The sequence below is a fragment of the Terrihabitans aquatilis genome, from assembly GCF_052542005.1.
The window spans coordinates 502,898-529,058 of sequence record NZ_JBOCUO010000002.1; the positions used below are offsets into that span (position 1 = coordinate 502,898).

General features: G+C 65.5%; 29 protein-coding genes and 1 pseudogene. 18 read left to right on the forward strand and 12 right to left on the reverse strand.

Translation table 11 applies throughout. From position 1 onward, the window contains the following. Positions 1 to 54 precede the first annotated feature (54 nt). Positions 55 to 636 (reverse strand): S-(hydroxymethyl)glutathione synthase, encoded by a 582-nt coding sequence (gfa, locus tag ACQ6S1_RS08380; RefSeq protein WP_445040730.1) that lies wholly within the window; start codon positions 634 to 636, stop codon positions 55 to 57. Between the two features lie 464 nt (positions 637 to 1,100). Here gfa and ACQ6S1_RS08385 point away from each other — a divergent pair, with 464 nt between their 5' ends. The 4 genes from ACQ6S1_RS08385 (at position 1,101) to ACQ6S1_RS08400 (ending at position 4,970) form a co-directional block, all read left to right on the forward strand. Continuing rightward, positions 1,101 to 1,472, forward strand: coding sequence for a hypothetical protein (locus ACQ6S1_RS08385; RefSeq protein WP_445040731.1), 372 nt, complete (start codon positions 1,101 to 1,103; stop codon positions 1,470 to 1,472). 188 nt (positions 1,473 to 1,660) lie between these two features. Then, complete coding sequence (gene xoxF5 / locus ACQ6S1_RS08390; protein WP_445040732.1) at positions 1,661 to 3,463, forward strand: lanthanide-dependent methanol dehydrogenase XoxF5; 1,803 nt, start codon at positions 1,661 to 1,663, stop codon at positions 3,461 to 3,463. 79 nt (positions 3,464 to 3,542) lie between these two features. Further along, on the forward strand, positions 3,543 to 4,070 hold the full coding sequence (locus ACQ6S1_RS08395; RefSeq protein ID WP_445040733.1) for a c-type cytochrome, methanol metabolism-related: 528 nt from the start codon (positions 3,543 to 3,545) through the stop codon (positions 4,068 to 4,070). A gap of 36 nt (positions 4,071 to 4,106) precedes the next feature. After that, positions 4,107 to 4,970, forward strand: a complete 864-nt coding sequence (locus ACQ6S1_RS08400) for a substrate-binding domain-containing protein (protein WP_445040734.1) — start codon at positions 4,107 to 4,109, stop codon at positions 4,968 to 4,970. A gap of 7 nt (positions 4,971 to 4,977) precedes the next feature. Here ACQ6S1_RS08400 and ACQ6S1_RS08405 read toward each other — a convergent pair whose 3' ends face one another. From ACQ6S1_RS08405 to pedA1, 5 genes are read right to left on the reverse strand one after another with little or no spacing between them, the layout of a single operon-like run. Further along, a complete protein-coding gene (locus ACQ6S1_RS08405) occupies positions 4,978 to 5,598 on the reverse strand; it encodes a hypothetical protein (protein WP_445040735.1) in 621 nt (206 codons plus the stop codon). Beyond that, the gene (gene pedC / locus ACQ6S1_RS08410) at positions 5,595 to 6,452 is read right to left on the reverse strand and encodes a lanthanide ABC transporter permease protein PedC (RefSeq protein WP_445040736.1); all 858 of its coding nucleotides are present in this window, start codon (positions 6,450 to 6,452) and stop codon (positions 5,595 to 5,597) included. Before pedC ends, ACQ6S1_RS08405 begins: the two co-directional genes overlap by 4 nt. 8 nt (positions 6,453 to 6,460) lie before the next feature. Continuing rightward, positions 6,461 to 7,195, reverse strand: coding sequence for a lanthanide ABC transporter ATP-binding protein PedB/LutE (gene pedB / locus ACQ6S1_RS08415; RefSeq protein ID WP_445040737.1), 735 nt, complete (start codon positions 7,193 to 7,195; stop codon positions 6,461 to 6,463). 44 nt (positions 7,196 to 7,239) lie between these two features. Next, complete coding sequence (locus tag ACQ6S1_RS08420; protein ID WP_445040738.1) at positions 7,240 to 8,211, reverse strand: YVTN family beta-propeller repeat protein; 972 nt, start codon at positions 8,209 to 8,211, stop codon at positions 7,240 to 7,242. Positions 8,212 to 8,250: 39 nt separating this feature from the next. Next, the gene (pedA1, locus tag ACQ6S1_RS08425) at positions 8,251 to 9,411 is read right to left on the reverse strand and encodes a lanthanide ABC transporter ABC transporter substrate-binding protein PedA1 (protein WP_445041246.1); all 1,161 of its coding nucleotides are present in this window, start codon (positions 9,409 to 9,411) and stop codon (positions 8,251 to 8,253) included. A gap of 365 nt (positions 9,412 to 9,776) precedes the next feature. Here pedA1 and ACQ6S1_RS08430 point away from each other — a divergent pair, with 365 nt between their 5' ends. The 3 genes from ACQ6S1_RS08430 to ACQ6S1_RS08440 all read left to right on the forward strand — a co-directional run bounded on the left by ACQ6S1_RS08430 (position 9,777) and on the right by ACQ6S1_RS08440 (position 10,979). Beyond that, complete coding sequence (locus tag ACQ6S1_RS08430; protein ID WP_445040739.1) at positions 9,777 to 10,229, forward strand: hypothetical protein; 453 nt, start codon at positions 9,777 to 9,779, stop codon at positions 10,227 to 10,229. A gap of 67 nt (positions 10,230 to 10,296) precedes the next feature. Beyond that, positions 10,297 to 10,395: a pyrroloquinoline quinone precursor peptide PqqA gene (gene pqqA / locus ACQ6S1_RS08435; RefSeq protein ID WP_445040740.1), complete on the forward strand. Its 99-nt coding sequence runs from the start codon at positions 10,297 to 10,299 to the stop codon at positions 10,393 to 10,395. Positions 10,396 to 10,547: 152 nt separating this feature from the next. Next, complete coding sequence (locus tag ACQ6S1_RS08440) at positions 10,548 to 10,979, forward strand: c-type cytochrome (protein ID WP_445041247.1); 432 nt, start codon at positions 10,548 to 10,550, stop codon at positions 10,977 to 10,979. Between the two features lie 72 nt (positions 10,980 to 11,051). Here ACQ6S1_RS08440 and ACQ6S1_RS08445 read toward each other — a convergent pair whose 3' ends face one another. Continuing rightward, a complete protein-coding gene (locus ACQ6S1_RS08445) occupies positions 11,052 to 12,020 on the reverse strand; it encodes a LysR substrate-binding domain-containing protein (protein WP_445040741.1) in 969 nt (322 codons plus the stop codon). 121 nt (positions 12,021 to 12,141) lie between these two features. On the opposite strand from ACQ6S1_RS08445, the gene ACQ6S1_RS08450 reads away from it, so the two are divergent. From ACQ6S1_RS08450 to ACQ6S1_RS08495, 10 genes are all read left to right on the forward strand, one after another. Further along, complete coding sequence (locus ACQ6S1_RS08450) at positions 12,142 to 13,188, forward strand: ABC transporter substrate-binding protein (RefSeq protein WP_445040742.1); 1,047 nt, start codon at positions 12,142 to 12,144, stop codon at positions 13,186 to 13,188. 89 nt (positions 13,189 to 13,277) lie between these two features. Further along, complete coding sequence (locus tag ACQ6S1_RS08455; RefSeq protein ID WP_445040743.1) at positions 13,278 to 14,318, forward strand: ABC transporter ATP-binding protein; 1,041 nt, start codon at positions 13,278 to 13,280, stop codon at positions 14,316 to 14,318. Further along, positions 14,315 to 15,205: an ABC transporter permease gene (locus tag ACQ6S1_RS08460; protein WP_445040744.1), complete on the forward strand. Its 891-nt coding sequence runs from the start codon at positions 14,315 to 14,317 to the stop codon at positions 15,203 to 15,205. The genes ACQ6S1_RS08455 and ACQ6S1_RS08460 overlap by 4 nt, the downstream gene beginning before the upstream one ends. Next, entirely contained in the window at positions 15,202 to 16,002 is an 801-nt protein-coding gene (locus ACQ6S1_RS08465) for an ABC transporter permease (protein WP_445040745.1), read from the forward strand. The genes ACQ6S1_RS08460 and ACQ6S1_RS08465 overlap by 4 nt, the downstream gene beginning before the upstream one ends. A 21-nt stretch (positions 16,003 to 16,023) precedes the next feature. Next, complete coding sequence (locus ACQ6S1_RS08470; RefSeq protein ID WP_445041248.1) at positions 16,024 to 17,142, forward strand: NAD(P)/FAD-dependent oxidoreductase; 1,119 nt, start codon at positions 16,024 to 16,026, stop codon at positions 17,140 to 17,142. After that, a complete protein-coding gene (locus ACQ6S1_RS08475; protein WP_445040746.1) occupies positions 17,123 to 17,425 on the forward strand; it encodes a (2Fe-2S)-binding protein in 303 nt (100 codons plus the stop codon). Before ACQ6S1_RS08470 ends, ACQ6S1_RS08475 begins: the two co-directional genes overlap by 20 nt. Further along, entirely contained in the window at positions 17,422 to 18,858 is a 1,437-nt protein-coding gene (locus ACQ6S1_RS08480; RefSeq protein WP_445040747.1) for an FAD-dependent oxidoreductase, read from the forward strand. Before ACQ6S1_RS08475 ends, ACQ6S1_RS08480 begins: the two co-directional genes overlap by 4 nt. 1 nt (position 18,859) lies before the next feature. Next, positions 18,860 to 19,987, forward strand: coding sequence for an NAD(P)/FAD-dependent oxidoreductase (locus tag ACQ6S1_RS08485; protein ID WP_445041249.1), 1,128 nt, complete (start codon positions 18,860 to 18,862; stop codon positions 19,985 to 19,987). Between the two features lie 55 nt (positions 19,988 to 20,042). Further along, complete coding sequence (locus tag ACQ6S1_RS08490) at positions 20,043 to 20,387, forward strand: RidA family protein (protein WP_445040748.1); 345 nt, start codon at positions 20,043 to 20,045, stop codon at positions 20,385 to 20,387. A 169-nt stretch (positions 20,388 to 20,556) separates the two neighbouring features. Continuing rightward, positions 20,557 to 21,276, forward strand: a complete 720-nt coding sequence (locus ACQ6S1_RS08495; protein ID WP_445040749.1) for a fumarylacetoacetate hydrolase family protein — start codon at positions 20,557 to 20,559, stop codon at positions 21,274 to 21,276. 3 nt (positions 21,277 to 21,279) lie between these two features. Here ACQ6S1_RS08495 and ACQ6S1_RS08500 read toward each other — a convergent pair whose 3' ends face one another. The 4 genes and pseudogenes from ACQ6S1_RS08500 to hmpA form a co-directional block, all read right to left on the reverse strand. Next, positions 21,280 to 22,119, reverse strand: a complete 840-nt coding sequence (locus ACQ6S1_RS08500; RefSeq protein WP_445040750.1) for an OsmC family protein — start codon at positions 22,117 to 22,119, stop codon at positions 21,280 to 21,282. A 22-nt stretch (positions 22,120 to 22,141) separates the two neighbouring features. Further along, complete coding sequence (locus tag ACQ6S1_RS08505; RefSeq protein ID WP_445040751.1) at positions 22,142 to 23,272, reverse strand: HPP family protein; 1,131 nt, start codon at positions 23,270 to 23,272, stop codon at positions 22,142 to 22,144. Positions 23,273 to 23,343: 71 nt separating this feature from the next. Then, complete coding sequence (locus tag ACQ6S1_RS08510; RefSeq protein ID WP_445041250.1) at positions 23,344 to 23,829, reverse strand: PAS domain S-box protein; 486 nt, start codon at positions 23,827 to 23,829, stop codon at positions 23,344 to 23,346. A 21-nt stretch (positions 23,830 to 23,850) separates the two neighbouring features. Next, positions 23,851 to 25,050: pseudogene (gene hmpA / locus ACQ6S1_RS08515) on the reverse strand (NO-inducible flavohemoprotein); the annotation flags it as partial. Between the two features lie 115 nt (positions 25,051 to 25,165). On the opposite strand from hmpA, the gene ACQ6S1_RS08520 reads away from it, so the two are divergent. Continuing rightward, entirely contained in the window at positions 25,166 to 25,642 is a 477-nt protein-coding gene (locus tag ACQ6S1_RS08520; protein WP_445040752.1) for an Rrf2 family transcriptional regulator, read from the forward strand. A 37-nt stretch (positions 25,643 to 25,679) separates the two neighbouring features. Here ACQ6S1_RS08520 and ACQ6S1_RS08525 read toward each other — a convergent pair whose 3' ends face one another. After that, the gene (locus ACQ6S1_RS08525; protein ID WP_445040753.1) at positions 25,680 to 26,132 is read right to left on the reverse strand and encodes a pseudoazurin; all 453 of its coding nucleotides are present in this window, start codon (positions 26,130 to 26,132) and stop codon (positions 25,680 to 25,682) included. Positions 26,133 to 26,161: the final 29 nt, after the last annotated feature.

Consider the following 26,161-nt stretch of genomic DNA (forward strand, 5'->3'; position numbering starts at 1 on the left):
CAGGTCCCCGCAGCCGCCCTCGTTCTCTCGGTCAGGGGCGACCGCTCCGGAAAATCACTCCCTCAGCGTGCCGGCCTGTTTCGCGGCATAGGTCGCGAGCGCATCCATCAAGGGTGGGTTGAGCGCGTCATAGGGTTCGAGGCCCAATTCCTTCAGGCGGGCGCGGATGGACTCCATCTGGCTCGGCGGCGTGCCGGATTCGATGATGGAGGACACGAACGCCGCGAAGCCGGGCGGTGCGGCGCCCTCCTCCTCGAACCGCTCGCTGTGGATGAACGACAGGCCCTTGAAGGCATGCTCCTTCTCGATGGGGCCGTAGAGATGCACGCCGCACTCGCGGCACGCATGCCGCAGGATCGTCGCGCTCGGGTCCACCACCTCCAGCTTGTCCTCGTTGGCGGTGACGTTCACGGCGTCGTCCGGCACCACGCCCACGATGGAAAACACCGCACCGCTCGGCTTCCAGCACTTGGTGCACCCGCAGGCATGGTTGTGCAGCACCTCCGAATTGATCTGCACGGTCACGGGCCGGTCGGTGCACTCGCACACCAAAGTCCCGCCTGAAAAACTGCTCGATCCCGGCCGAACCCCCTGGTCGATCGCCGGATGCAATGAAATCCCGCTGGTCGTCGCCATCGTTTTCTCCTCCCTGTCTTGCAGCTTGTTCTGTCGCTGCTTCAGCAGATCACGATGCACCGGATCGACTTGCCCGACGGGCGCATCACGTTCGAAAAACCGCGGTCAGGCCGTCGAGGGTGGGGAAGGAGCTGCTATCAGCGCGCCGCCTTTCCTCTTGCCTCATCTCGACAAGACCTTGGCTGCGCGGCATGACACACCTCTTCCCGCGATTACGCAACAGATTCCGCCACGTAGCGGTCCATGAATGCTGTGATATCAGATATTCTGGATACCACGCGGCGAAGCACATAGCGTTTATCCTGAGATCGACATCACGCGTAAACTTGTCTTGCACAACGAATTTATTTGCGAATAATGACTTCAAGAATGGCTGCACGAAAAACGTGTAAGGGCAGGTTCGCGGTGCTTCGGCTCCATGCACCTGTCGAAACAGGCAGCCTCATTTGGGAGAGGGCGCGGCGATGAGCTTCCTGCGTGCCGTTGTGGGGCCCGGCCTCTTCTTCTGCGCATGCCTGGGTGCAACTTCGGCCTTCGCCCAGCCTGCCAATGCTCCAACCGCCAATGATTACCCCACGGCCGCGCGTGTCGATTACGTCTTTGCCTGTATGCAGGCCAACGGCACGACGCGTGAATCGCTCGACCGCTGCTCCTGCTCGATCGACGTCGTCGCGACGATCCTGCCCTACGACCGCTACGTCACGGGCGAGACGGTGGCCAGCCTGATCCAGCTTCCAGGAGAGCGGAGCGCGGTATTCCGCTCCGCGGAGCCCGCGCGCGCCGCGGCCGACGAATTGCGCCGCGCCCAAGCGGAGGCGGAAGTGCGCTGTTTCTGACGGCGCGGCTACGAACCCGCGCCGTACAACGAAAAGAGAGGAGGATTTGCCGCAAGGGTCAGATGTTCCAGCGCCCCTCTTCCGAGGTCGCCGGCATGTCGCAAGCATACGCTGCAGTGAGAAGCGGACGAAGATCCGCACGACTGAGCGAAGCCAACAAATAACCGATAAATAACGGGAGGAAGGCAATGCATTACTTGAAGATCGCCCTGATTGCTGGCGTCGCTTCGCTCACCCTGGGCCCGGCGAATGCCAACGACGAACTCATCCAGATGGAAAAGAACCCGAAGAACTGGGTCATGCCATCCGGCAATTACGCCAATCATCGCTATTCATCGCTGGACCAGATCAACGTCGGCAATGTCGGCAAGATGCAGGCGAACTGGAGCTTCTCCACCGGCGTGCTGCGCGGCCATGAAGGCGGCCCCCTCGTCATCGATGGCGTGATGTACATCCACACGCCGTTCCCCAACATCGTCTACGCCCTCGATCTCAAGGAAGAGGGCAAGATCATCTGGAAATACGAGCCGAAGCAGGATCCCAGCGTCATCCCCGTCATGTGCTGCGACACCGTCAATCGCGGCGTGGCCTATGGCGATGGCAAGATCATCCTGAACCAGGCCGACGCAACCGTCGTCGCGCTCGATGCCAAGACCGGCGCGGTCGCCTGGCAGGCCAAGAACGGCGATCCCGGCAAGGGTGAAACCGGCACCGCGGCGCCGCTCGTCGTGAAGGACAAGGTGCTCATCGGTATTTCCGGCGCCGAATTCGGCGTACGCGGCCATCTCACCGCCTACAATCTGTCAGACGGCAAGGTGGCGTGGCGCGCTTATTCGGTCGGTCCGGACGCCGACATGCTCGTCGACCCCGAAAAGACCACCGAGCTCGGCAAGCCGATCGGCAAGGATTCCAGCCTCAAGAGCTGGGAAGGCGACCAGTGGAAGATCGGCGGCGGCACGACGTGGGGATGGACGTCCTACGATCCCGAAACCAATCTGATCTATTACGGCACCGGCAACCCGTCGACCTGGAACCCCTCGCAGCGTCCCGGCGACAACAAATATTCCATGACCATCTTCGCCCGTGACGCCGACACCGGCATGGCGAAATGGCTCTACCAGATGACGCCCCATGACGAATGGGATTATGACGGCGTCAACGAGATGATCCTGGCCGATCTGCCCATGGGCGGCGCCACCCGCAAGGCGCTCGTCCATCTCGACCGTAACGGCTTCGGCTACACGCTGGACCGCGTCACCGGCGAGCTGCTCGTCGCCGAGAAATACGATCCGGTCGTCAACTGGGCCACCAAGGTCGACATGGACAAATCGTCCCCAACCTACGGCCGTCCACAAGTGGTCGCGCAATATTCGACCCATCAGGCGGGCGAGGACACCAACGTCACCGGCATCTGCCCGGCGGCGCTCGGCACCAAGGACCAGCAACCCTCGGCCTATTCTCCCGATACCGGCCTGTTTTACGTGCCGACCAATCACGTCTGCATGGATTACGAGCCGTTCCGCGTCAGCTATACGGCCGGCCAGCCCTATGTCGGCGCCACCCTGTCCATGTATCCGCCCAAGGGCTCGGAGAACATGGGCAATTTCATCGCCTGGGACGCAACCACCGGAAAGATCGTCTGGACGATCCCGGAGCGTTTCTCGGTCTGGTCAGGTGCACTGGCCACCAAGGGGGGCGTGGTGTTCTACGGCACGCTGGAAGGCCATCTGAAGGCGGTCGATGCCAAGACGGGCAAGGAGCTTTACCGCTTCAAGACGCCGTCGGGCATCATCGGCAACGTCAACACCTTCGAGCATGACGGCAAGCAATACATCGCCGTGCTGTCCGGTGTCGGCGGCTGGGCGGGCATCGGCCTTGCGGCCGGTCTCACCGAATCCACCGCCGGCCTCGGCGCCGTCGGTGGCTATGCGGCCCTGCGCGATTACACCGCGCTCGGCGGACAGCTCACCGTGTTCTCCGTTCCGGACTGAGCATCGCCACGAAAGGTTCTTCCGGCCACGGCCGGGAGAACCCTCGCTTTTCGTCCGCATCGTCAAAGGTCCGATGGATATGATCGTAAAATTCCACGCCGTCGCGGGAGCGCTCCTCGCTGCTTCGTTCGCGCTCACCGGCCTCGCCTACAGCGCCGACGGGTCCGGCGACCCGGCGGCGGCTTCCGAGGAAGACGGCAAGTTCGCTGACGCCGAAGGCAATCCCACCTTCAAGGTCGACGAGACCGGCAGCACCGATTGGTACACCTATTCCGGCTATCGCCGTTACCACGCCGAATGCCATGTCTGCCATGGCCCGGCGGGAGAAGGCTCCAGCTACGCGCCGTCCCTCGTCCAGTCGCTCAAGACCATGCCCTACGCCGATTTCCAGCAGATCGTGGTCAATGGCCGCGTCAATGTCGGCGGCGGCCACGAGAACGTCATGCCCGCCTTCGGCACGAACCCGAACGTGATGTGCTACCTCGACGACATCTACGTGTATCTGCGCGCCCGCAATGCCGGCGTGGTGAATCGCGCGCGTCCCGACAAGCATGCGGACAAGCCCAAATCCTTCGTCGAAGCCGAGAACGCCTGCATGGGCCGCTAGGCCATCGTTTTACGGCTCAGCGGAGACAAATAGACAATGGCGGGAATTCGACACATCGCCAAAGGGCTGCGGGGGCTGGCCGTGCTTGCCCTCGCTTTGCCGCTGGCCTGCGCCCCGGCATCGGCCCAGCAGCCGGATGAGCTGTCGCTCGAACTCATCGACCCTAGGGTGCTCCGCGTCTGCGCGGATCCAGGCAACATGCCCTTCTCCAACGACAAGGAGGAGGGTTTCGAGAACCGCATCGCCGAACTGCTGGCCAGCAAGCTTGGCAAGAGCGTGTCCTACGCCTGGTTCCCGCAGGCCATCGGCTTCGTGCGCAACACGCTGGGCGCTCACACCTGCGACGTCGTCATCGGCTACGCTCAGGGCGACGAGCTCGTCCAGAACACCAATCCTTATTACCGCACGGCCTATGCCCTCATCTACAAGCCCGGCCAGGGGCTCGACGGCGTCGAGACGCTGTCGGACCCACGCCTTGCGGGCAAACGCGTCGGCGTCGTGGCCCAGACCCCGCCGGTCAATCTCCTCCTCGCCAACGGCCTGATCGAGCGCGCCCGTGCCTACCCCCTGCTCGTCGATACCCGCATCGATTCCTCGGCCCGCGACATGACGAACGACATCGCCAGCGGCGAGATCGACGCCGGCGTGCTCTGGGGGCCGATGGCCGGCTATTTCGGCAAGAACGCCACGCCGCCCCTAACCGTTGTTCCCTTGGTCAAGGAAACGAAAGGCCCGCGCATGGCCTTCCAGATCACCATGGGAGTGCGTGCCTCCGATCAGGAATGGAAGCGCGCGCTGAACCGCCTGATCCGCGAGAACCGGGCCGAGATCGACAAGATCCTGCTCGATTACGGCGTGCCTCTGCTCAACGACCAGAACGAACGGATCGGGGCGCCCTGAGCCCCGATCAGCCGAGGTCGCGCTGGGCCGCCCGGGTCAGCAGGAAAAACCGCTGCTCGATCAGCACCGGAACCTCGCAGGCATAGCGCACGGATTTGCGGCGCTCCTCGAAGATCCGCGTGCTCCATTGCACCTTGGTGGTCAGTTCCGTCAGCGCATTGCGGTCGGCATCGGGCTTGGCCTGCAGATCGCGCAGCTTTGCCGCGTCGCTCTCGATGCTGCTGGCAAAATCGCGCTGGCGGCGGGTCAGTCGCTCCAGCCCGCTGATCACGTCTGCCCGCTCGCGGTTCAGCGTCTCGTACAGGCCGGCCACCATCAGCCTTGCCTTCTCCGCTTTGGCGTCGCCGGCCTTGCCCAGAAAATCGGCCACGGCTCGCTCGGCCTCATCCAGCGGCGTGCGCCGCACGGCGATGCGCTCCACCAGCGCATTGATCTCCGAATCGTTGCGCCAGACATTCAGCGCATCGTCGATCGGCGGGCCCGTCCACACCGACCCGGCCGACAGAGACGGCACCCGCACCTGCACGCACGGCCAGTCCGGAAAGCGCCGGTCGAACGCACCGGCCGGCCCGGTAAGGACGGCGGCAAGCCCGAGAAGGGCGACGCCGCCACGCGCGAGAGACATCATGAGCCACCTCCGGGCGGGCCCTGCCGGGCGCGGATTCCATGTGCGGGGTCGTAGGCCAGGGTCGCGCCCACCATGAAGACGAGCGTGCAGCCCGCCACCACGGCGAAGGCCATGGGATTGAACTGGGCGTAGAGCGCGAACCGGATGAACTCGACCGCATGGGTGAACGGGTTCAGCTCGCAGATCCAGTAGAGCACAGGGCTGGATTCCCGCACCCGCCACAGCGGATAGAGCGCCGATGAGGCGAAGAACATCGGAAAGATCAGGAAGTTCATGATGCCCGCGAAGTTCTCCAGCTGCTTGATCAGCGACGACACGAGCATGCCGAGCGCCCCCAGCATCAGCCCGGACAGGAACAGCGCCGGCAGCACGGTCAGATAGCCGATCAGGGGCGGCTCGATGCCCCAGAACCAGGCGATGGCGAGGAAGGTGTAGACCTGCACGATCGAGATGGCCGAGCCTGCGATCAGCTTCGACAGCAGCAGGAACCAGCGCGGCAGCGGACTCACCAGCAGCGTACGCATGCTGCCGGTCTCGCGGTCGTACACCATCGACAGCGAGGACTGCATGCCGTTGAACAGCTGGATCATCGCGACGAGGCCGGGCGTGATGTAGACCTCGTAGAGAACATAGATCTCGTAGGGCGGGATGATCGAGACGCCCAGCACCTGCCGGAATCCGGCGGCGAAGATGAACAGCCACACCAGGGGCCGCACCAGTGCCGAGAGAAAACGCTCGCGCTGATGCAGGAAGCGCAGCATCTCGCGCCACACGATGCCTTGCAGGCAGATCGCATAATGCCGGAGCGAGAAGCCGGATCGCCGCTCGGTGCGCGGCAGGTCGATGGCGGTCATGATGGCGCTCACCCCTTCGTCGCCCCGGTCAGGCGCAGGAAGGCCGATCGGATATCCCGCGCCGCCATGTCGGCCGCGATATCGCCGGCGCGACCATGGGCCAGCAGCCGCCCTTCGTGCAGGATCAGCACGCCGTCGCGGTCCTCGATCTCATCCACGAGATGCGTCGCCCACAACGTGCACAACCGCTCCTCCGCCACCAGCCGCCGCACATGGGCCAGGATGTCGGCCCGCGCATCGATGTCGAGGCCGACGGTGGGCTCGTCCAGCAGAAGCAGTTCGGGGCGGTGCAGCAGCGCGCGGGCGATTTCCAGACGGCGCATCTGCCCGCCGGAAAGGCTGCGCGCCTTCTCATGGCCGCGCCGCGCCAAGGCCACCTTGTCCAGAACCTCCTCGGCGCGTGTGCGGGCTTCGCGTCCGCCGATGCCGTGCAGCGCGGCGTGATAGATCAGGTTCTGCATCAGCGTGAGATCGAGATCGAGCGTGCGCGACTGAAACACGACGCCAAGCCGGCGCAGCGCCTCGCCCGGCCGGCGGCCGATGTCATGGCCGAAAATGCTGATCGCTCCCCGGCGGCTGGCATAGAGGCGGGTGATAAGCGCGAACAACGTGCTTTTTCCCGCCCCGTTCAGCCCCAGAAGAACGGTGTGCGTTCCGGCCTCGATCGCAAACGACACGTCGTCCAGCGCCGCGCGCCGTCCATAGGCATGGCTGACGCCGGTGACGGAAAGGGCTGCAGGCACCGCCGCCTGCAGCCGCGTCAGGTTTGGTTGGGCGTTCGTGGCTCTTACTCCTCCGAGACCGCAACGCCCCAAGGCAGTTCGCCCACCTGGACGGTCTTCACCACCTTGCCCGTGGTCACATCGACGATCGACACGTCGTTGGACACCCCGTTGGTGCCGAGCAGATATTTCTCGTCGGGCGTGAAGGCGAGCTGCCAGACGCGCTGGCCCACCAGCAGGTAATTCTCCACTTCATGGGTCTTGGCGTTGATGACGGCGATCCGGTTTGCCGGGCCGAGCGCCACATAGCCCTTGCTGCCGTCCTTCGTCAGCCGCACGCCCACCGGCTGGATGGCCTCCGCGCGCAGGCCCGGAATGTCGAAGGTGATCTTCTTGATCACCTCCTTCTTCTCGGGGTCGATGACGCTCACCGTGCCCCCGATCTCGGCCGACACCCACAATTCGGTGCCGTCCTTCTTGAATTCCGCGAAGCGGGGCCGCGAGTCCACCAATACGTTCGCGATCACCTGATGCGATTGCGTGTCGATGAAATGCGCCATGTTGGTCGTTTCCGACGTATTGACGAGCAGCTTGCCATCCGGGCTCACCGCCATGCCTTCCGGCTCGACGCCGACCTGCACCTCCCCCAAGGGCTGCCGCTTTTCGAGGTCGACGATGGTGACCATGTTGTCGTCTTCATTGGCGATGTAGACGATCTTCCCTTCCGGATCCTGCGTGAACAATTCCGGGTCGGGGCCGGACGGCAGATTGCCGATGATCTCGTGCGTCGTGGTGTCGATGATCTCGATCGTGTCGTCGTCGCCCACCGCGACGAGCAGGTGCTTGCCGTCGCGCGTCAGTTCGATGCCGCGCGGGCGCTGCCCCACCTTGATCGTGGCGATCACCTCGAACTTGCTCATGTCGATCACGGAGACCGAATTGCCGCCCTCGTTCGAGACATAGGCCTTGTAGGCCATCGCCTGCGAGGGCAGTGCGGCGGCCAGGACGCCGGTGAGCAACAAAGCGGGAATTTTCATTGTTTCCTCCTTCTTGTTTTGCTGCCGAATGTCCTCGGCCTATTGCAGGCGGCACTTCGTTTCGGGCTTGTCGATGCCGAGCGTGTCGAGCTCGGAGACCTGGTGGAGAAATCCCTCCTGCGGCGAGACCGAGACGACCATGCGTCCGTCGCCGAGCAGGATCGGCTGCCGCAATTGCAGGTTCCAATCCCGCAAGGTGAGCTTCTGCCCTTTGAAGGCGGCGAGCGAGAAATCGGGGCTTTTCAGATATTTCGTGATGGCGGCCGGTTCGACCGAATTGGCCCGCGTCGCGCTCTCGCCGATCATCCGCACCGCCGACCAGGCCTGGATGTCACGCGGCGTCATCAGGCGCTGGAAGCTTTTCTGGAAGCGGCTCTGCATCTGCAGCGCCGCCCATTGGCTGTGCGACGGGTGCCATGAGCCCGGAACGAGGCCGGCCGATCCCGCCACGGGGCGTGCGTCCCAGGTGCGGTAGGGGAAGTAATCGGCGAACACCTCGCTCTCGTCCGCCGTCACCAGCACGTCGTAGGCGGGCGCGCCTTGTGTGAACGTGCTCACCAGCCGCTGCACCTGCGCCACGCCGCTGTCGGTCTGCCGGGCGCCGCCGCGATCCTCGAACGTGCGCTCGTCCACGATCTGCGCGCCGAAGCGCTTGGCCGCCCGCCGCAGCGCATCGCCATACAGCTTGTCGGCCGGGTGCGAGCCGGTCACGAGCAACCATTTGCGCCATTGCTTGAACACGAGATATTGCGCCAGCCCGTCCGCCAGCATCGAATGCGTGGGGGCGACGTGGATCACGTTGGCGCGGCAATCCTGTTCGCGCAGGCTGTCGTCCGCCGCGCCCACATTGAAGATGAGCACGTCGCGGTCCCGCCCCGCATCGGCGGCCTTCAGCAGGGCATCGGCCGGCAGATCCGCGGCCACGAAGGAAATCCCCCCTTCGGCGAGTTTCGAGATCGCGGCGGCTGGGTCCTCGCCGGCCGGCAGACGCAGAGGCTCCAGCACGAAATTCTGATTGACGAAGCGACCGGTCGTGCTGTTGTCGGCAATGCCGAGTTCCGCGCCCGCCAGGCCGTTGTTCGCGGCGGGAATGTTCATCAGGGACAAGGCCTCCCGTGGCCCCGGCTGGTAGAGATAGCCGATCTTCACATCCGCCGCGAAACTTCCGGTTGCGGGCCAGATCGCCGATACCAGCGCCACAGCCGTGAGACACGCACGCTTTTTTCCAAAAACCGCCAAGATGCGTTCTCCGTCAAAGGCATGGAGAGCTGATTGTTGTCAAAACTGTCACAAAGCGCAACGACCCGCGTCAAGTAAAAGATTCGGATAACGGGCCGGCAATGGAACGCTATCCTGCAATCTCTGGTATACAAGATTATTAATACGGATTTCTCGTAAAGAAGGACGCGTGACGAGAGGTCGGTTTCGCGGCCTTTTCTCCGCCGATACTTGCGACACCCGCGTTTGCCGATAAGATCGCGCAAGAAGGAGCGGATGCAGTGTCAGCGCTGAGATTTCCGGATCCCTTGCCGACATGTCTCCCCTCCCGGTTGAAGGAGGTGGAAATGAAAACAGGAACGCTTGTCCTTCTCGGCTCATGCCTGCTGGGCCTAGGCCTCGGCACGGCACAGGCAAACGCAGGGCCGTGCACGACCGAGATCGAGCGGCTCACCAAGACATTGTCGGCACACGATGCCGGTTCCGGCCCCACGGCCGGGGCCCAGGGCGCCGCGCCGACCGCAACAACGCAGGCCGCTCCCTCCGGGCAGCATCCTCCGACCAGCGCGATGGGCCGGCAAGGCGACGGGGCCGCGACCTCTCCGGAGGATGTCCGCCGCCAGACCCAGGGCCGTCCCACGGCGGCGCAGGAAGCAGGCCCGGGCCAGGCCTCGGCGGGCGCCAACATGGAAAACGCCACGGCCGCGCTCCAGCGCGCCCGAGATCTCGACGGTCAGGGAAAGGAAACGGAATGCATGGCTGCGGCCCGCGAGGCCGATCAGCACATAGGGTCCAAGTAATACAACAAGAACCCGGCACCGATTCAGCCGGGCGGACAAAGCAAGAAGAACAATACGGGAGAAAAGAATGGTTTGGGAAACACCTGAAGTGAACGAAACCCGCTGTGGTCTCGAAGTCACCTCCTACAGTTCGGCTGAAGGCCTCGACGACAGCGATCTTCTATAGCCCGCTCGTCAATCATGATCGCGCCCCGAAAAGCCTGTGGGCCGGGGCGCGCTTTCCATTCGGGGCGGCGTTCATCGAACACGATCGGCGTATCATCGGCCGGCATCGTCGCGCCGCCCCCGGCTCACCCTGAAAGTATGGACGGGACGGACATGGGATCATCATCCTTGGAAAAAACGCCGTGGCGGGTCGCAAGCACGCTCGCCCTGATCGGCACGGCCTTGCTGGTCGGCACGGCTGACGGACAAGCGCAGGACGCGGACGCAGGCCAGAAGGTTTTCGCCGTCTGCCGGGCCTGTCATCAGGTCGGCCCCACGGCCAAGAACGGCGTCGGTCCTACGCTCAATGGGCTGTTCGGCCGGGTCTCGGGCACTGTCGAGGGCTATGCCTATTCACCGGCGAACAAGGCCGCCCACCTCACCTGGGACGAGCCGACCTTCACGGAATTCATCAAGAACCCCAAGGGCAAGATCCCCGGCACGAAGATGGCGTTCGCGGGCGTGAAGGACGAGCAGAAGATCAAGGATCTGATCGCCTATCTCCACACCTTCGACGGCGCGCCGGTCACATTGGCCCAACCCTGAAGGCTCGCAATGCGGAGGCGGGCGTGGCAACGCGCTCGCTTCCCCCGGGCCGCCGCCAGCGTCGGGCGGCCTCTAAACCGGCAACGTCGCCTCGTCGGCCGGATCCATCCCCGCGACATCGAGCGCGCCCCCCGCGTCGTCGGACGTGGCCTGCCTGTAGCTCTCGAAGCTCTTTTGAAACTCCTCGAGGAACTCCCCCACGATCAGCGAGCGCGGCGTGAAGGGAGAGCTGATGATCGCCCATTCGAAGGTGGCGCGCGGCTCGAACGGGCGCACCACGAGCTTCGTGCCCTTGTAGCGCTGGGCGGTGAAGGGATCGACCACCGAGCAGCCGAACCCGGCCGCCACCATGCCGCACGCGATCATCGTCAGCGGCGTCTCCGCACGGATGCGGCGATGGACGTTATGCTCCTTCATCACCGTATCCACCTTGCGGCGGATCAGCGAGGTCGTCCCGATCTCGATGAAGTCCTGCCCCTCGAAATCCCACGCATGAATCACCTCCCGCTCCGCCAGCGGATGGGATGCGGGGACGATCGCCACAGCCGCCACCGGAGGCAGGATTTGTGTGGTGATGCCCGGGTTCTGGAACTGCTCGCCCACGATGCCGAGATCGCATTGGCCTGTCAGGACCCAGTCCAGCACGAAGGGCGAATTCAGCCCGTGCAGGCTGATGTCGACAGTCGGCCGCTCCGCCATGAAGGTCGCGGCGAAATCCGGCAGGAAGCCCACGGCCAGCGCCGGAAGCGCCGCGACGCGCAGCGCGCCACCACGCCGCTCGCGAAGATCGTGGGCCACGCGTGCGATGCGATCCAGCCCCACGAACGAGCGTTCCACCTCGCGGTAAAGCGTCAGCGCATCCCCCGTCGGCAGCAGCCTGCCCCCCGTGCGCTGGAAGAGCTTCAGACGCAGGCGGGTCTCCAGATCCTGGATCAAACGGCTGATTGCGGGCTGGCTCACCCCAAGAAAATTAGCCGCGGCCGTCGCCGATCCGCTCAAAATCACGGCGCGAAACGCCTCGATCTGCCGATTGTTTAACACGCGTGCCTACTTAGCCAGCATTATAATATTAGGTTATGGGAGCTCCATGATTCAACATTTGACCCGGCTTTGTCCAATTGCGAATTGTTATGGAGAAAATCAATTCAACGAGGTCACGCCCATGAGCCACCCGCTGAACCCCATTCTCGGCGCCGCCGCTTTACTCGCGCTGGGAGCCGTCGCTGCACCGGCCCAGGCGCAGGACAAGGTCATCTATTTCGCCGGATATGGCGGCTCGTATGAGCAGATCATGCGGGAAAAGGTGATCCCGAATTTCGAGAAGGAACACGGCGTCCGCGTCGAATATATGGCGGGCAATTCCACCGACACGCTGGCCCGTCTGGTAGCGATGCGGTCCAACCCGCAGATCGACGTCGCGGTCATGGACGACGGCCCGATGTATCAGGCGCTCGCGCTCAACCTCTGCCAGGATCTGGCGCCGGCCCCGGTCTATTCCGATCTCTACGACACCGCGAAGATCACCGGAAACAAGGCCACCGGCATCGGCGTCGTCGCCACCGGCTTCATGTACAACACTGAGTATTTCAAGGCGCAGGGCTGGGAAGAACCCACTTCTTGGGCCGAGCTGAAGGACCCGAAATACAAGGGCAAGCTCGTCATTCCGCCGCTCAGCAACAATTACGGCCTTCACGCGCTGGTCATGGCCGCACAGGTCAAGGGCGGCGACGAGAAGAACATCGATCCCGGCTTCGAGGCCTTCGCCAAGGAGATCGGTCCCAACGTCCTCTCCTATGAGCCCTCGCCCGGCCAGATGACCGCTCTGTTCCAGAGCAACCAGGCCGTGATCGGCGTTTGGGGTTCGGCCCGCATCAACGCGCTGGCCAACACGGGCTTCCCGGTCAAGATGGTCTACCCCAAGGAGGGTGCCGTCGCGCTCGGCATCACCGCCTGCCCGGTCGCCGGCAAGTCGCAGCCGGAAAGCCAGGCCCTGATCCAGTATCTCCTGTCGCCCGACGTGCAGAAGATCGTCGCCACCGCCTATGGCTATGGCCCGGTCAACAAGAACACCGTCCTCACCGCCGAGGAAGCCGAGGGCATTCCCTACGGCCCCGAGCGGGTCGGCAAGCTGCGCGTCATCGACTGGGATTACGTGAACACCGTCCGTGAGCGGTGGAGCACCCGCTGGTCGCGCGAAGTCGAGCGCTGATCGGCGCTCCCCTTCTTCGTTTTCCCTGAAATCGCAGTCCGCCGCGGCACACACGCGGCGGTCCGCCATGACGTTCTGGTGCCCATTACATGAGCTTCCTGTCGCTCGACCGCCTCACCAAGTCCTTCGACGGCCATCTCGCCGTGGACGGCATTTCGCTCGACGTCGAGCGCGGTGAATTCATCTCCCTGCTCGGCCCGTCCGGCTGCGGCAAGACGACGACATTGCAGATGATCGCGGGCTTCGTGGAAGTCACGTCGGGCCGCATCCTGCTGGAAGGCCGCGATCTCGCGAAGATCCCGCCGGCGAAGCGGGGTCTGGGCATCGTGTTCCAGAGCTACGCGCTGTTCCCCCACATGACGGCGGCCCAGAACGTGGCGTTCGGCCTCGAAATGAAGGGCGTCAACCGCGCCGACCGTGACCGCAAGGTCGAGGCGGCGCTCGCGCTCGTGGGCCTTGCCGGCTATGCCGACCGCTACCCCCGCCGCATGTCGGGCGGCCAGCAGCAGCGCGTGGCGCTGGCCCGCGCGCTCGTCATCGAGCCCCACCTCCTCCTGCTCGACGAGCCCCTCTCCAACCTCGACGCCAAGCTGCGCGAGGAGATGCAGGGCGAACTGCGCGACATCCAGGAGCGCATCGGCCTCACCACCATTCTCGTCACGCATGACCAGGCCGAGGCCATGGCGCTGTCCGACCGGGTCGTCGTGCTCAACAAGGGCCGCATCGAGCAGATCGGCTCGCCGGAAGACACCTACCAGACCCCCACCACCCATTTCGTCGCCGACTTCCTCGGCAAGACCAACACGCTGGAGGGCCGCGCCGAAGGCTCGAACGTCAGCGTCAAGGGTCACAACTGGACCGTGTCCGGCGCCAATGTCTCGGGCCCCGTGCTCGTGGCCGTGCGGCCGGAACGTGTGCGCCTCTCGAATGCCGGGCTTCCCGGTGTCGTGAAGAAGCGCGTCTTCCAGGGCAGCCAATGGTTCTTCAGCGTGGAGAGCGAGGCCGGCACCCTCTCGGTGCTCGCCCCGAACAATGGCGTCCGGCTTCCGGCCGTGGGTGAAACCATCTGCCTCGATTGGTCGGCGGACGACATGCGCGTCCTGCCGCCCGATGCGAAGGAGCCCGCATGAGCGCCGCGGCACCTTCGGTCGAAACCGGCGCGACCGCCTCGCGGCTGACGCCCTATCTCCTCAATCTTCCAGCGCTCGCGGTCGTCGGCACGCTCATCATCGTGCCTCTGCTGATGACGCTGATCCTCTCTTTGCATTCCTTCGGAATGTATTCGGGGATCTCGAAGGACATCTCGCTGGCGAATTACGCGGAGATCGTTTCCGACCCCTATTTCCACGAGATCTTCCTGCGCACCCTGCGTATCTCGGCGCTCGTCACCTTGTTCGCGGCGCTGATCGGCGCGCCCGAGGCCTACATCCTGCACCGCATGCGCGGGCCATGGCGCAGCCTGTTCCTGCTGGCGCTGCTCGGCCCGCTGCTCATCTCGGTCGTCGCGCGCACGCTCGGCTGGGCGCTCCTGCTCGGCTCCACCGGCTTCGTCAACCAGGTGCTGATGTCGCTCGGCATCATCTCCTCACCGCTTGGCTTCATGTACACCGAGACCGGCGTGGTGATCGCGCTCGTCCACGTGCTGATGCCGTTCATGATCGTTGCCGTGTGGGCAGCGCTGCAGCGGCTCGATCCGCAGGTCGAGAACGCCGCCGCATCGCTCGGCGGAAGCCCCTTCACCGTGGTCCGGCGCGTCGTGCTCCCGCAGATCATGCCCGGCATCCTGTCCGGCTCGATCATCGTGTTCGCGCTGGCCGCCTCGGCCTTCGCCACGCCCGCCATCATCGGCGGCCGCAGGCTCAAGGTCGCCGCCACGCTCGCGTATGACGAGTTCCTGTCGACGTTGAACTGGCCGCTCGGCGCCGCCATCGCGGTACTCCTGCTGCTGGCCAACATCATCATCATCGTCGGCTGCAACCGCCTCGTCGAACGCCGTTACGCGCAGGTGTTCCAATGAACCGCAACGGCCCGCTCGCCCTCATCTTCCACACGCTCGTCATCGTCTTCACGCTGGCGCCCATCGTCATCGTCTGCGTGGTGGCCTTCACCTCGCACGGCTATCTGTCGCTGCCGACGGAAGGCCCCTCGCTGCGCTGGTTCTACGCCATCGCCGACCGGCCGGAATTCATCCGCTCGTTCGGCACCAGCCTGTGGCTGGCAGCGGCCGCCTCCACCCTCGCCGTGGTGCTGGCCGTGCCGGCCGCCATGGCCATCGGGCGCTATCAATTCCCCGGCCGCGGCGCGCTTCTCAGCCTGTTCCAGTCTCCGCTGATGATCCCGCACATCGTGCTCGGCATCGCGCTGCTGCGCTTCTTCACGGAAGCCGGGCTCGGCGTCTCGAAATGGACCCTCGTCGCGGGCCATCTCATCGTGGTCTTCCCCTTCGCCGTGCGCCTCATCCTGACCGCATCCGTCGGCATCGACCGCACCATCGAGAACGCGGCAGTCTCGCTCGGCGCCTCGCGCTGGACCACGTTCAAGCGCGTCACGCTTCCGCTCATCATGCCGGGCGTCATGTCCGGCTGGATCCTGTCCTTCATCCAGAGCTTCGACGAGGTGACGATGAGCGTCTTCATCTCGACGCCGCAGACCACCACCCTGCCGGTTCGGCTCTTTCTCTACATCCAAGACAACATCGACCCCCTGGTCGCCTCGGTGTCCGCGCTGCTGATCTTCATGACCGTCATCGTGATGGTCATCCTCGACCGGCTGTTCGGCATGGAACGGCTCCTCGTCGGGCCGGGACGCCACTGACCGGGGAGCCATGTGAAAACCATGCAAGACGATTACGATTTCGCCGTCCTCGGGGGCGGTCTGGTCGGGGCCGCCATCGCCTACGGCCTCGTGCGCGAGGGCCGCAAGGTCCTGATGCTCGACGAGGGCGATGTCGCCAAGCGTGCCTCGCGCGGAAATTTCGCGCTCATCTGGGTCCAGAACAAGGGCCTCGGAATGCCGGCCTATTCCGAATGGACACGCCAGTCCGCGGATCAATGGCAGGCCTTCAACGCCGAGCTTGAGGACACCGTCGGGTTCAGTCTCGCGTACCGGCGGCCGGGTGGCTATCACCTCCTCCTCACCGAGGCGGAGGTGCAGCGCCGCGCCGACATGATCAAGCGGCTCCACAACCAGCCGGGCGTGCGGCCCTATGAGGTCGAGGTGCTCGACGGCGACGAGATCCGCCGCCGCCTCCCGGAAGTCGGCCCCGAGGTCGCGGGCGGCACCTATTGCACGCTCGACGGCGACGTGAACTCCCTGAAGCTGTTCCGCGCTTTGCACGAGGCCTTCCACCGGCTCGGCGGCAAATACCGTTCCGAGGCGCTGGTCGAGACCATCGAGCCCGGCCGCGACGGCTTCTCAATCGTCACCAAGGCCGGCCGCTTCTCCGCCGCCCGCCTCGTCCTTGCGGCAGGGCTCGGCAACGAGCGCCTCGGTTCGATGGTCGGCATGAACGTGCCTCTTCGGCCCGTGCGCGGCCAGCTCATCGTCACCGAGAAGACCGAACCCTTCCTCGATCTGCCGGTCTCCACCGTCCGCCAGACCGACGAAGGCGGCGTCATGATCGGCGACAGCCAGGAAGAGGCCAGCGATTACAACGAGATGCGCGGCGGCATCATGTCGGTCATGGCCGATCGCGCCATCCGCATGTTCCCCCGCCTCGGTGGGCTCAACGTGGTCCGCACCTGGTCGGCCTTGCGTGTGATGAGCCGCGACGGCTTCCCGATCTACGACCAGTCGGGAACCGTTCCCGGCGTGTTCGTCGCCAATTGCCACAGCGGCGTCACCCTGGCCGCCGCCCACACCCGGCTGTTCGCCCCGGCCATTGCCGGCGGCTCCCTGCCCTCCGAATACAACGCCTTTAGCCTGCGGAGATTCCATGTTTCAGCGGCTGCCTGATATCCCCGGCAATAATCTTGCCTTCACCGTCGACGGACAGCCCGCGCAGGCCCGCAAGGGCGACACGGTCGCTGCCGCCCTGCTCCTGTCCGGTATCGAGACCTGCCGCTCCACGCCGGTCAGCGGCGCGCCCCGTGCGCCCTATTGCCTGATGGGCGTGTGCTTCGAATGCCTCGTCACCATCGACGGCGTGGGCAACCAGCAGGCCTGCCTCGTCCCCGTTCGCGAAGGCATGGACATCCAGACCCAGATCGGCCGGGGCAAACGGGAACTCGGACGATGAACACCATCGACAAACTGGCCGAACTCGAGCCGGATTACGCGCTCGTCGTGATCGGCGCCGGCCCCGCCGGCCTGTCCGCCGCAACGCTTGCCGCCAAGGCCGGCGTCAAGACGCTGCTCATCGACGAAAACCCCGCCCCCGGCGGCCAGATCTACCGCTCCATCGGCGCCACGCCGGTGTCGGACCGCGCGATCCTCGGCAACGAATATTGGATGGGCGCGGAGCTCGCCTCCGCCTTCACCGCCAGTGCCGCGACCTACCTGCCCGGCGCCATCGTCTGGCAGCTCTCGTCCACGCTCGAGATCGGCATTTCCAAGGGCGGCACCACCCGCGTCATCACCGCACGGCACGTGGTCATGGCCACCGGCGCATTGGAACGGCCCTTTCCCATCCCCGGCTGGACATTGCCGGGCGTGATGACGGCGGGCGCGGCCCAGATCCTGCTGAAGACCGCAGGCGCCACCGCCACGGGCAAGGTCGTGCTTGCCGGTTCCGGCCCGCTCCTGTGGCTCATCGCGGCGCAATCGCTTGCCGCCGGCCGCACCTTCTCCGCCATCCTCGACACCACGCCGCGCGCCAATTGGTGGGCCGCCCTGCCCCATATGCCCGCCTTCCTCGGCTCTCCCTATCTCAAGAAGGGCCTGAAGCTGATGCGCAAGGTGCGCCAGAGCACGAAGGTCATCCAGGGCGTCACCGAACTGCGCGCCGAGGGCACCGACCATCTCGCGCGCGTCAGCTACACGATCGGCGGCGTCACGAAGACGATCGAGGCCGACCACCTGTTCCTGCATCAGGGCGTCACGCCCAACGTCAACATGGCCAGCGCCAGCGGCTGCGAACTGGTGTGGGATGAGCTCCAGCTCTGCTGGAAGCCGAAATCCGACGAATGGGGCCGCACCACCATTTCCGGCATCACCGTCGCCGGTGACGGCGCGGGCATCGCCGGTGCGGAGGCCGCCGCCGAGCGCGGCCGCCTCGCCGCCCTGGACGCCTTGTCGGCTCTCGGCAAGATCACCGACACCGAGAAGGCCGCGCGCGCCGAGCCGGTTCGTCAGGCCCTCGCCCGCTTCGGCCGCGGCCGCGCCTTCCTGGACACGCTCTACCGTCCGGCCAAATCGTTCCGCACCGTCGATGGCGACACCATCGCCTGCCGTTGCGAGGAGGTCACGGGCGCCCAGATCCGCACCGCGGTCACCAATCTCAATGTCGCCGGTCCGAACCAGCTGAAATCGTTCCTGCGCTGCGGCATGGGCCCCTGCCAGGGCCGTCTGTGCGGGCTCACGGTCGCCGAAACCATCGCGGATGCGCGCGGCGTGTCTCCGGCCGAGGTGGGCTATTACCGCCTGCGCGCCCCGGTGAAGCCGATCACCCTCGCCGAGATCGCGACGCTCGACCGCACCGACACCGATCTGAAGGCGGTAGCGCGAGGCTGAGATCGTGAAGGGAGCCGACGTCCTCATCATCGGCGGCGGCCTCCATGGCTGTTCCGCAGCCCTGCATCTGGCGATGCGGGGCGTCAGCGTCGTCGTGGTCGAGAAGGATTATCCCGGCCGCCATGCCTCGGGCGTGAATGCGGGCGGGGTCCGCCGTCTCGGCCGCGCTCTGCCGGAAATCCCCCTCAGCCTGGCCTCGATGGAGCTCTGGCACCGCATCGAGGACCTGGTCGACGACGATTGCGGCTTCGAGAGCCACGGCCAGGTCAAGATCGCCGAGAACGAAGCCGATCTCGCCAAGTGCCAGGCCCGCCGCGAAACACTGCTCGCCTCCGGCTTCGACCACGAGGAGGTGATCGACCGCGCCGAGCTGCGTGAGCGGGTGCCGGCCGTCTCCGATCATTGCGTCGGCGCGCTGTTCTCGCGTGAAGACGGCGCGGCCCTGCCCTTCCGCACGGTGCAGGCGTTCCGCAACAAGGCCGCGAGCCTTGGTGCCCGCATCATCGAAGGCGTTGCCGTAACCTCGGTATCGCGCGAGGGCGCGCTGTGGACCGCCCGCCTCGCCGATGGCCAGACGCTCCAGGCCCCGATCCTCGTCAACGCCGCGGGCGCATGGGCGGGGCAGTTCGCCGCGTCGATGGGCGAGCCGGTGCCGCTCGAAGTCGTGGCCCCCATGCTCATGATCACGGAGAGACGCGCGCCGTTCCTCACGCCGGTGGTCGGGGCGATGTCGCGCACGCTCTCGTTCAAGCAATTCGCCAACGGCACGGTGCTGATCGGCGGCGGCTATCTCGGCCGCGCCGATCCCGCCACCAACCGCACCGTGCTCGATTACCGTGCGCTGGCCGAAAACGCCCGCACGGTCCGCGCCCTCTTCCCCGTCATGCGCGACGCCCAGATCATGCGTTCCTGGGCCGGAATCGAGGCCCGCATGTCGGATGGCATTCCCGTCATCGGGCCAAGCGCCACCGAGCCGGGCCTGTTCCATTCCTTCGGCTATTCGCTGCACGGCTTCCAGCTCGGGCCCATCGTCGGCTCCATCCTCGCCCAGCTCATCACCACGGGCGAGACGAACCTGCCCATCGAGCCCTTCTCGATCCGGCGTTTCGCGAACGCCGCCGCGGCCTGAGCCGCCGCACCCGTTTCACCTGTCCCCGCCAACCAACCGAAAAACCGAGGATCTCATGATCAAGCGCAGCATCCAGACCCCGATTTTGCACCGCTTCGTGGAGCACAACGGCGTCATCTATTTCAGCGGCCTCGTCGCCGACGACCGCACCCAGTCGATGGGCGGCCAGACCGAGCAGATCTGCAAGAAGCTCGACGCCCTGTTCGCGGAAGCCGGCACCGACCGCAGCAAGATGCTCTCGGCCATGCTCTACATCACCGACATGAGCCAGAAGGACGAGATGAACAAGGCCTGGACCTCGTGGGTCGCCGCCGAAGACCTGCCGAGCCGCGCCACGATCGGCATCGCCGAGCTCGGCAAGGACGTGCTCATCGAAGTCGTCGTCATCGCTGCCGCCTGATCCATCGTCAGGTTCAGCGCCATTTCCGCCGGCGGGCACGTCCTGCCGGTGGACCGCCTGCCCGGCCCGGCCCGGCCAGCCGCGAAAATGCTCTCCGGCCCCTTGGAATCACGCCACGGATCGGCATCCTTGAGCGCCTGATCCCGATGCGCGTTCTGGAGAATGCCGGATGACCCGTCCCACCCTGCCTGCCGCCGAAGACGCGCACTACGTGATCGAGCCGCCGAAGCCGGCGACGCTGCCGGTGCGTGGCACCTCGGCCCGCTTCCCGGTGCGCCGCATCTATTGCGTCGGCCGCAATTACGCCGCCCACGCCATCGAGATGGGGCACGACCCGGACAAGGAGCCGCCCTTCTTCTTCCAGAAGAACCCGGACAACATCCTCCCGAACGACGAGCCCTTCCCCTACCCGTCGAAGACGCAGGACGTTCATTTCGAGATCGAGATGGTGGTGGCCCTCGGCAGCGGCGGTGCCGACATCCCCGTCGAGCGCGCGCTCGACCACGTCTTCGGCTACGCGATCGGCCTCGACATGACGCGGCGCGACCTCCAGGGCGAAGCGAAAGAACTTCGCCGTCCGTGGGAGCTCGGCAAGGCGTTCGAGTTCTCCGCGCCATGCAGCGAGATCGTGCCCGCCTCCGAGATCGGCCATCCCGATACGGGCGCCATCTGGCTCGACGTCAACGGCGAGCGCCGTCAGACCGGCGATCTCAACCAGCTGATCTGGAAGGTGCCGGAGATCATCTCTTACCTGTCCGGCCTGTTCACGCTGGCGGCCGGTGATCTCATCATGTCCGGCACGCCTGCCGGCGTCGGCGCCATCCAGCGTGGAGACGTCATGCACGGCCATGTCGACGGCGTGGGCGACCTGCGGACCCCGGTCGCCTGAACGTCAGGCGTCGAGATCGACCTTCAATTCGTCGATCGCCCAAAGCCATTGGCCATCGGCCTGCCGGCGCGCCACCTCGGTGGAGAATTTCGTCTCGCGCAGCTTCACCACCGTCAGCGCCACGTCCCCGGCCTCGATCGTATGCAACGGCTCGACGGGCTTGAACGAGGATTTCTTGGCGAGAAGGTCGGTGTAGAAGGCGCGGATCTGGTCATGCCCCTTGGCCACCGGCCCGCCGACCGCCAGCACCGCATCGGGCTCGTAAAGCCCGACCAGCCCGTCGACATCGCCCGCATTGGCATGGCGCACGAACAGGCGGATCAGCTCGGCCGGATGCTGCGCACCTGAACCGCGTGCGGTGTCCGCGCCAGCGACCGTGGCCACTGGCTGGCCGATCTTCACCGCTTCGCCATTCCCGTCGGTCAGCGACACCCGCACGGGAATGCCCTGTTTCACGCTCTCGGTCACGGTGCAGATGTTTTCGAAGCGTTGCAGCGCCCGGTCCGCCGCACCGTCCCAATCCCCGGCCACCGCTCCCACCGCCATATCGACGTCGATCCCGGTCACGCGCAGGCGGCCGTCCGCGTTCCGTCCAGTCTGGTAGGTGGTGCGGGCACTCACCCCCTTCGCGTCCTGCCCGGATTTCGTCAGCGCGAAGAACAGGCTGGCGCACAGGCAGTTCGCCACGCTCGCGGTCAGCAATTGCTCCGGCCGCGGCCCCTCGCCCCGTCCATGGGGCGGCGGCTCGTCGGCCGTGATCTGCGGAAAGCCGGAGCCGAAATCGACGAGGAACTGGTAATCCGATGTCTGGGTGATCGTCACCGCGGGAAGGTCGTCGGCCATGCTCGTCGTCCTCGAAAAGGGGTCAGGGGGTGCGGGCGCGCCTCAGCGTGTCGGTGACACCGTCAGCCATCACGGCCAGCAGGTCGGTCTGCGTCACGAGCCCGAGCAGGTCTCCCTGCGCATCCACCACCACGATGGCATGCACCGGCCCGCTTGCAAGGCGTCGCGCCAGATCGATCGCCGGAACGTCAGGCGCCGTCGTCACGGCCGCCGACAGGAATTCGCCGACCGGGCGTCCTTCGGCGCGCAACAATTCCGGAAACCCGATCGTGCCGATCACGCGTCGGCCGTCCAGAACGGGCAGCACCCGGAAATCGTGCTCCACCAGCAGCGCACGCGCACGCTCGGCGGAATCGGCCCGGTCCAGGGTCACGATATCGCGCGACATGATGTCGGAGCACGCCAGCTCGCCATAGCTGCGCCGAAGCGACCGCGTCTCGATCTCCCGCAGCAGGCGTTCCAGATCGCCCGTCGCGATGTCGAAGGTTTCGCCGAGATCGGCCAGCACCGCCTCGATGTCCTGCGCGTTGAAGCCCACACGCTCCGTCGCCGGGCGGTCGGCTGTGCCATGCACGTTCGGCGCGGGCGCAGGCGGCGCGGGCCGGTGCGGAAAGGAATGGCGGGAAAAGCGATGGAAGATCATCGCGCTGCCCACCAGCAGCACGGCGTTGAGGCCCACCGGCACGATGGGAAACAGGAAGCCTGCGGAGGCCACCGCCGGTCCGCCGAACACCGCCACCAGAGCGGCCGCGCCGCCCGGCGGATGGATGCAGCGCAGCAGCGACATCATGGCGATGGCGATGCCCACCGCGAGGCCCGCCGCCAGCGCCGGCTCGTGCACGAACGTTCCGACCGTGATGCCGACAAAGGCCGAGATCACATTGCCGCCGATCGTCGACCAGGGCTGCGCCAGCGGGCTGGCGGGCACGGCGAACACCAGCACGGCGGATGCCCCCATGGGCGGCACCAGCAGGATGAGATGCGGCCCCACCCCCGTCAGCCAGGCCGAGATGAAGGCCGTCAGCGCAATGCCGAAAAAGGCCCCCAGCGAGGCGAACAGTCGATCCTGAAGCGTGGCGCCGGCCAGGATCGGGCGGAACAATTTCAACTGCGGGAAGCGCGATCCACCCGGGATACGTGCGTTGTCGGCCATGAATGAACCCGGCTCATGAGAGAGGCATTTGCCGGAAGCACAAACCGCGATCCAGCTGCGGGAGGGTAGTTCTACGTGGGCTGCGCCTCGGTTTCCAGTGCCGCCACTTTCTTGCGCAGCGCCCGCATCTCCTCGAACTTCGCCGTCACGTCACGCATCACCGCGATCATGCCGTTCACGCTCTCCCCATCCTTCAGGAGCGTGATGGTGAATTCCAGCGAGAGGCGGCTTCCGTCCTTGCGCAGGCCCGGCACAGCCAGAAGATCGCCGGCCCCATAGCGGCTGTGGCCGGAGGCGGCGGTCTCCCGATAGCCCTCCCAATGCCGCGCGCGCAGGCTCTCGGGAATGATGATGTCGAGCGATTGGCCCAGCGCCTCCGTCTCGGTGAAGCCGAAGATGCGCTCCGCGCCCGGGTTCCAGAACACGATGAAGCCCGCATGGTCGCTGACCACCACCGCGTCGGCATCGGTGTGCAGAAGCGCCGCGCCGATCGCCTCCGGCGCGACATAGATGGCCTCGCCCTGCGGCCCGTCCCCCGGCGCCGTGTTGGCGGGCACGAGGTCGAGCGCGTCGGGCCACGCCTCCAGCAATTGGTCGACGGCGCCGAAGAATTCATAATGGATGCGGTCGGGCGCCACGCCTGCTTCGGCCAGCCCCCGCACGAAGGCCTTCAGGAAGGGCACGGGCCCGCAGATGAAATAATCGGCCTCCGCCATCGGCGTGTTGGCGCGCAGCCAGTCCACGCTGATGAACCCCGCCTCGTCGTAATCCCGTCCGGCCACATCGTCGGGCCCCGGGGCGCTGTAGAAATTTGTCACGGAGATATTTCCGTGCGCGGTTTCGAGATTGCGCACGCGCTCCCCGAACGCATGGGTGCCGCCATTGATCGCGCCGTGCACATAGAAAGCCGGCAGGCCGGGATAGCGCGCCGCCACCGTTTCCAGCATGCTCACCATCGGCGTCAGCCCCACGCCGCCGCTCAGCAGCACCACCGGCCGCGCCGGAGGTTCCGGCAGCACGAATTCGCCGGCCGGCGCACCCACCTTCAGTTCCGTCCCGATCCCGGCCTGGTCGTGCAGCCATTGCGAGACGGCCCCCTGCGGCTCGCGCTTCACCGAGATCCGGTAGAACGTGCCGTTCGCGGCGCAGGAAATCGAATAATTGCGCTTCAGCTCGCCGCGTCCGGGAACGTCGATCAGGAACGTCAGATATTGGCCGGGTCTGTGCGCCATCACCGGCCCGCCATCCACCGGCTCCAGGATGAAGGAAGTGATGACGTCGCTTTCGCGCACCTTCTCGGCCACGCGGAACGCCCGCCATCCGCTCCAGCCGCCCACGGTGCTGTCCAGCGCCCCGTAAAGCTGCTGTTCGCGGCCCTTCAGCACATCGGCCAGGAACCAATAGGCCTCACCCCACGCCTCCAGCACCTCTGGCGTGGCGGCACGGCCCAGCACCGCCGAGATCGCGCCCAGCAGCGCATCCGCCACATGGGGGTAATGCTCCGGCCTGATCTGCAGCGAGACATGCTTCTGCGCGATCCGTTCGATTGCCGGCTTCAGGGCATCCAGCTCGTCGATCTTCGACGCATAGGCCAGCAACGCGGCGGCCAGCGCCTTGGGCTGCACGGCCTCGTCGCCATGATGGGATTGGTCGAACAGCGCGCGGATCTCGGCGTTCTGGAACAGGCGCGCATACATCGCCTGGGTGATGGCCAGGCCGTGTTCGTTCAGCGCGGGAACGCTGTCCTTCACAATCGCAATCGTGCGTTCGCTCAACATCACGGCGCCCTCAAAACAAATCATGTATTTCAGCCACATCTATCAACCGCTTCAAATCATGCAAGCCAAATGCATATATTGCGGTCGAGAACGCACGGGACCCGCTCCGAACCCCATGAGGCTGACGCGCTACACCGATTACACCCTGCGGGTGCTCATTTATCTGAGCGCGCGCGAGGGAAAGGTGTGTTCGATTTCGGAGATGTCGAAAGCCTATGGCGTCTCGAAGAACCATCTGATGAAGGTGGTCCACGACCTTGGAAAGGCCGGCTATGTCGTCAGCGCGCGCGGCCGCACCGGCGGCATAAAGCTGGCCCGCCCGGCCGCGCAGATCGTCGTGGGAGAGGTCGTCCGCCACGCCGAAGAGGGCTTCGATCTCGTCGATTGCCGCAATTGCGTGATCGCGCCGGCCTGCGGGCTGAACGGCATTCTGGGCGAGGCGCTGGCCGCGTTCCTTGCCGTCCTCGACCGCTACACGTTGGCGGATGTCGCCTCGCGCGGCTCGCACATCGCGGAGCTTTTCGCCTGGGCGAGTGCGTTGCCGCCGGCCACGCAAAAGGCGGAGCCTCCATGCCTGGAGACCCCGCCCTGAAGCTGACGGGCGCGAGGATGGCTCCCGCCGATGATGATTACTGCGTCTGGACCTTGGCGAAGTCCTCTTCGAGGCGGCGCTTGGCAAGGTTCGGCACCTTCACCGCCTTGGCGGCTTCGAGGTTCGGCGCGGTATCGCCCACCTGGATCAGGCCGACCATGCCCATGGCGAAATGCGGCGAGCACTTGTAGCCATAGACGCCCTCGACGTCGAAGGTCACCGTGATCTCCTGGTTCATCTTGCCTTTGAAGGGCTTGGCACCCTCGGGCATCATGCCTTCGATGCTCTCGGCGTCATGGCTCTTGTTGGTGGGCACGAACGTCACCGTGTCGCCCTTGGCGATCTTCAGGAACGACGGCTCGAACACCATGTTGCCCTGCTCGCCCTTGTTGAGCATCTGCACCTGGTGGTCGGCAGCCTGCGCCGAGATCGCGCCGAACATCAGCGCACCGCCGACCATCGAGGCCAGCACCACTTTCTGGAAAGACATAGGAACCTCCTGGGAAAAAACGTGCCCCT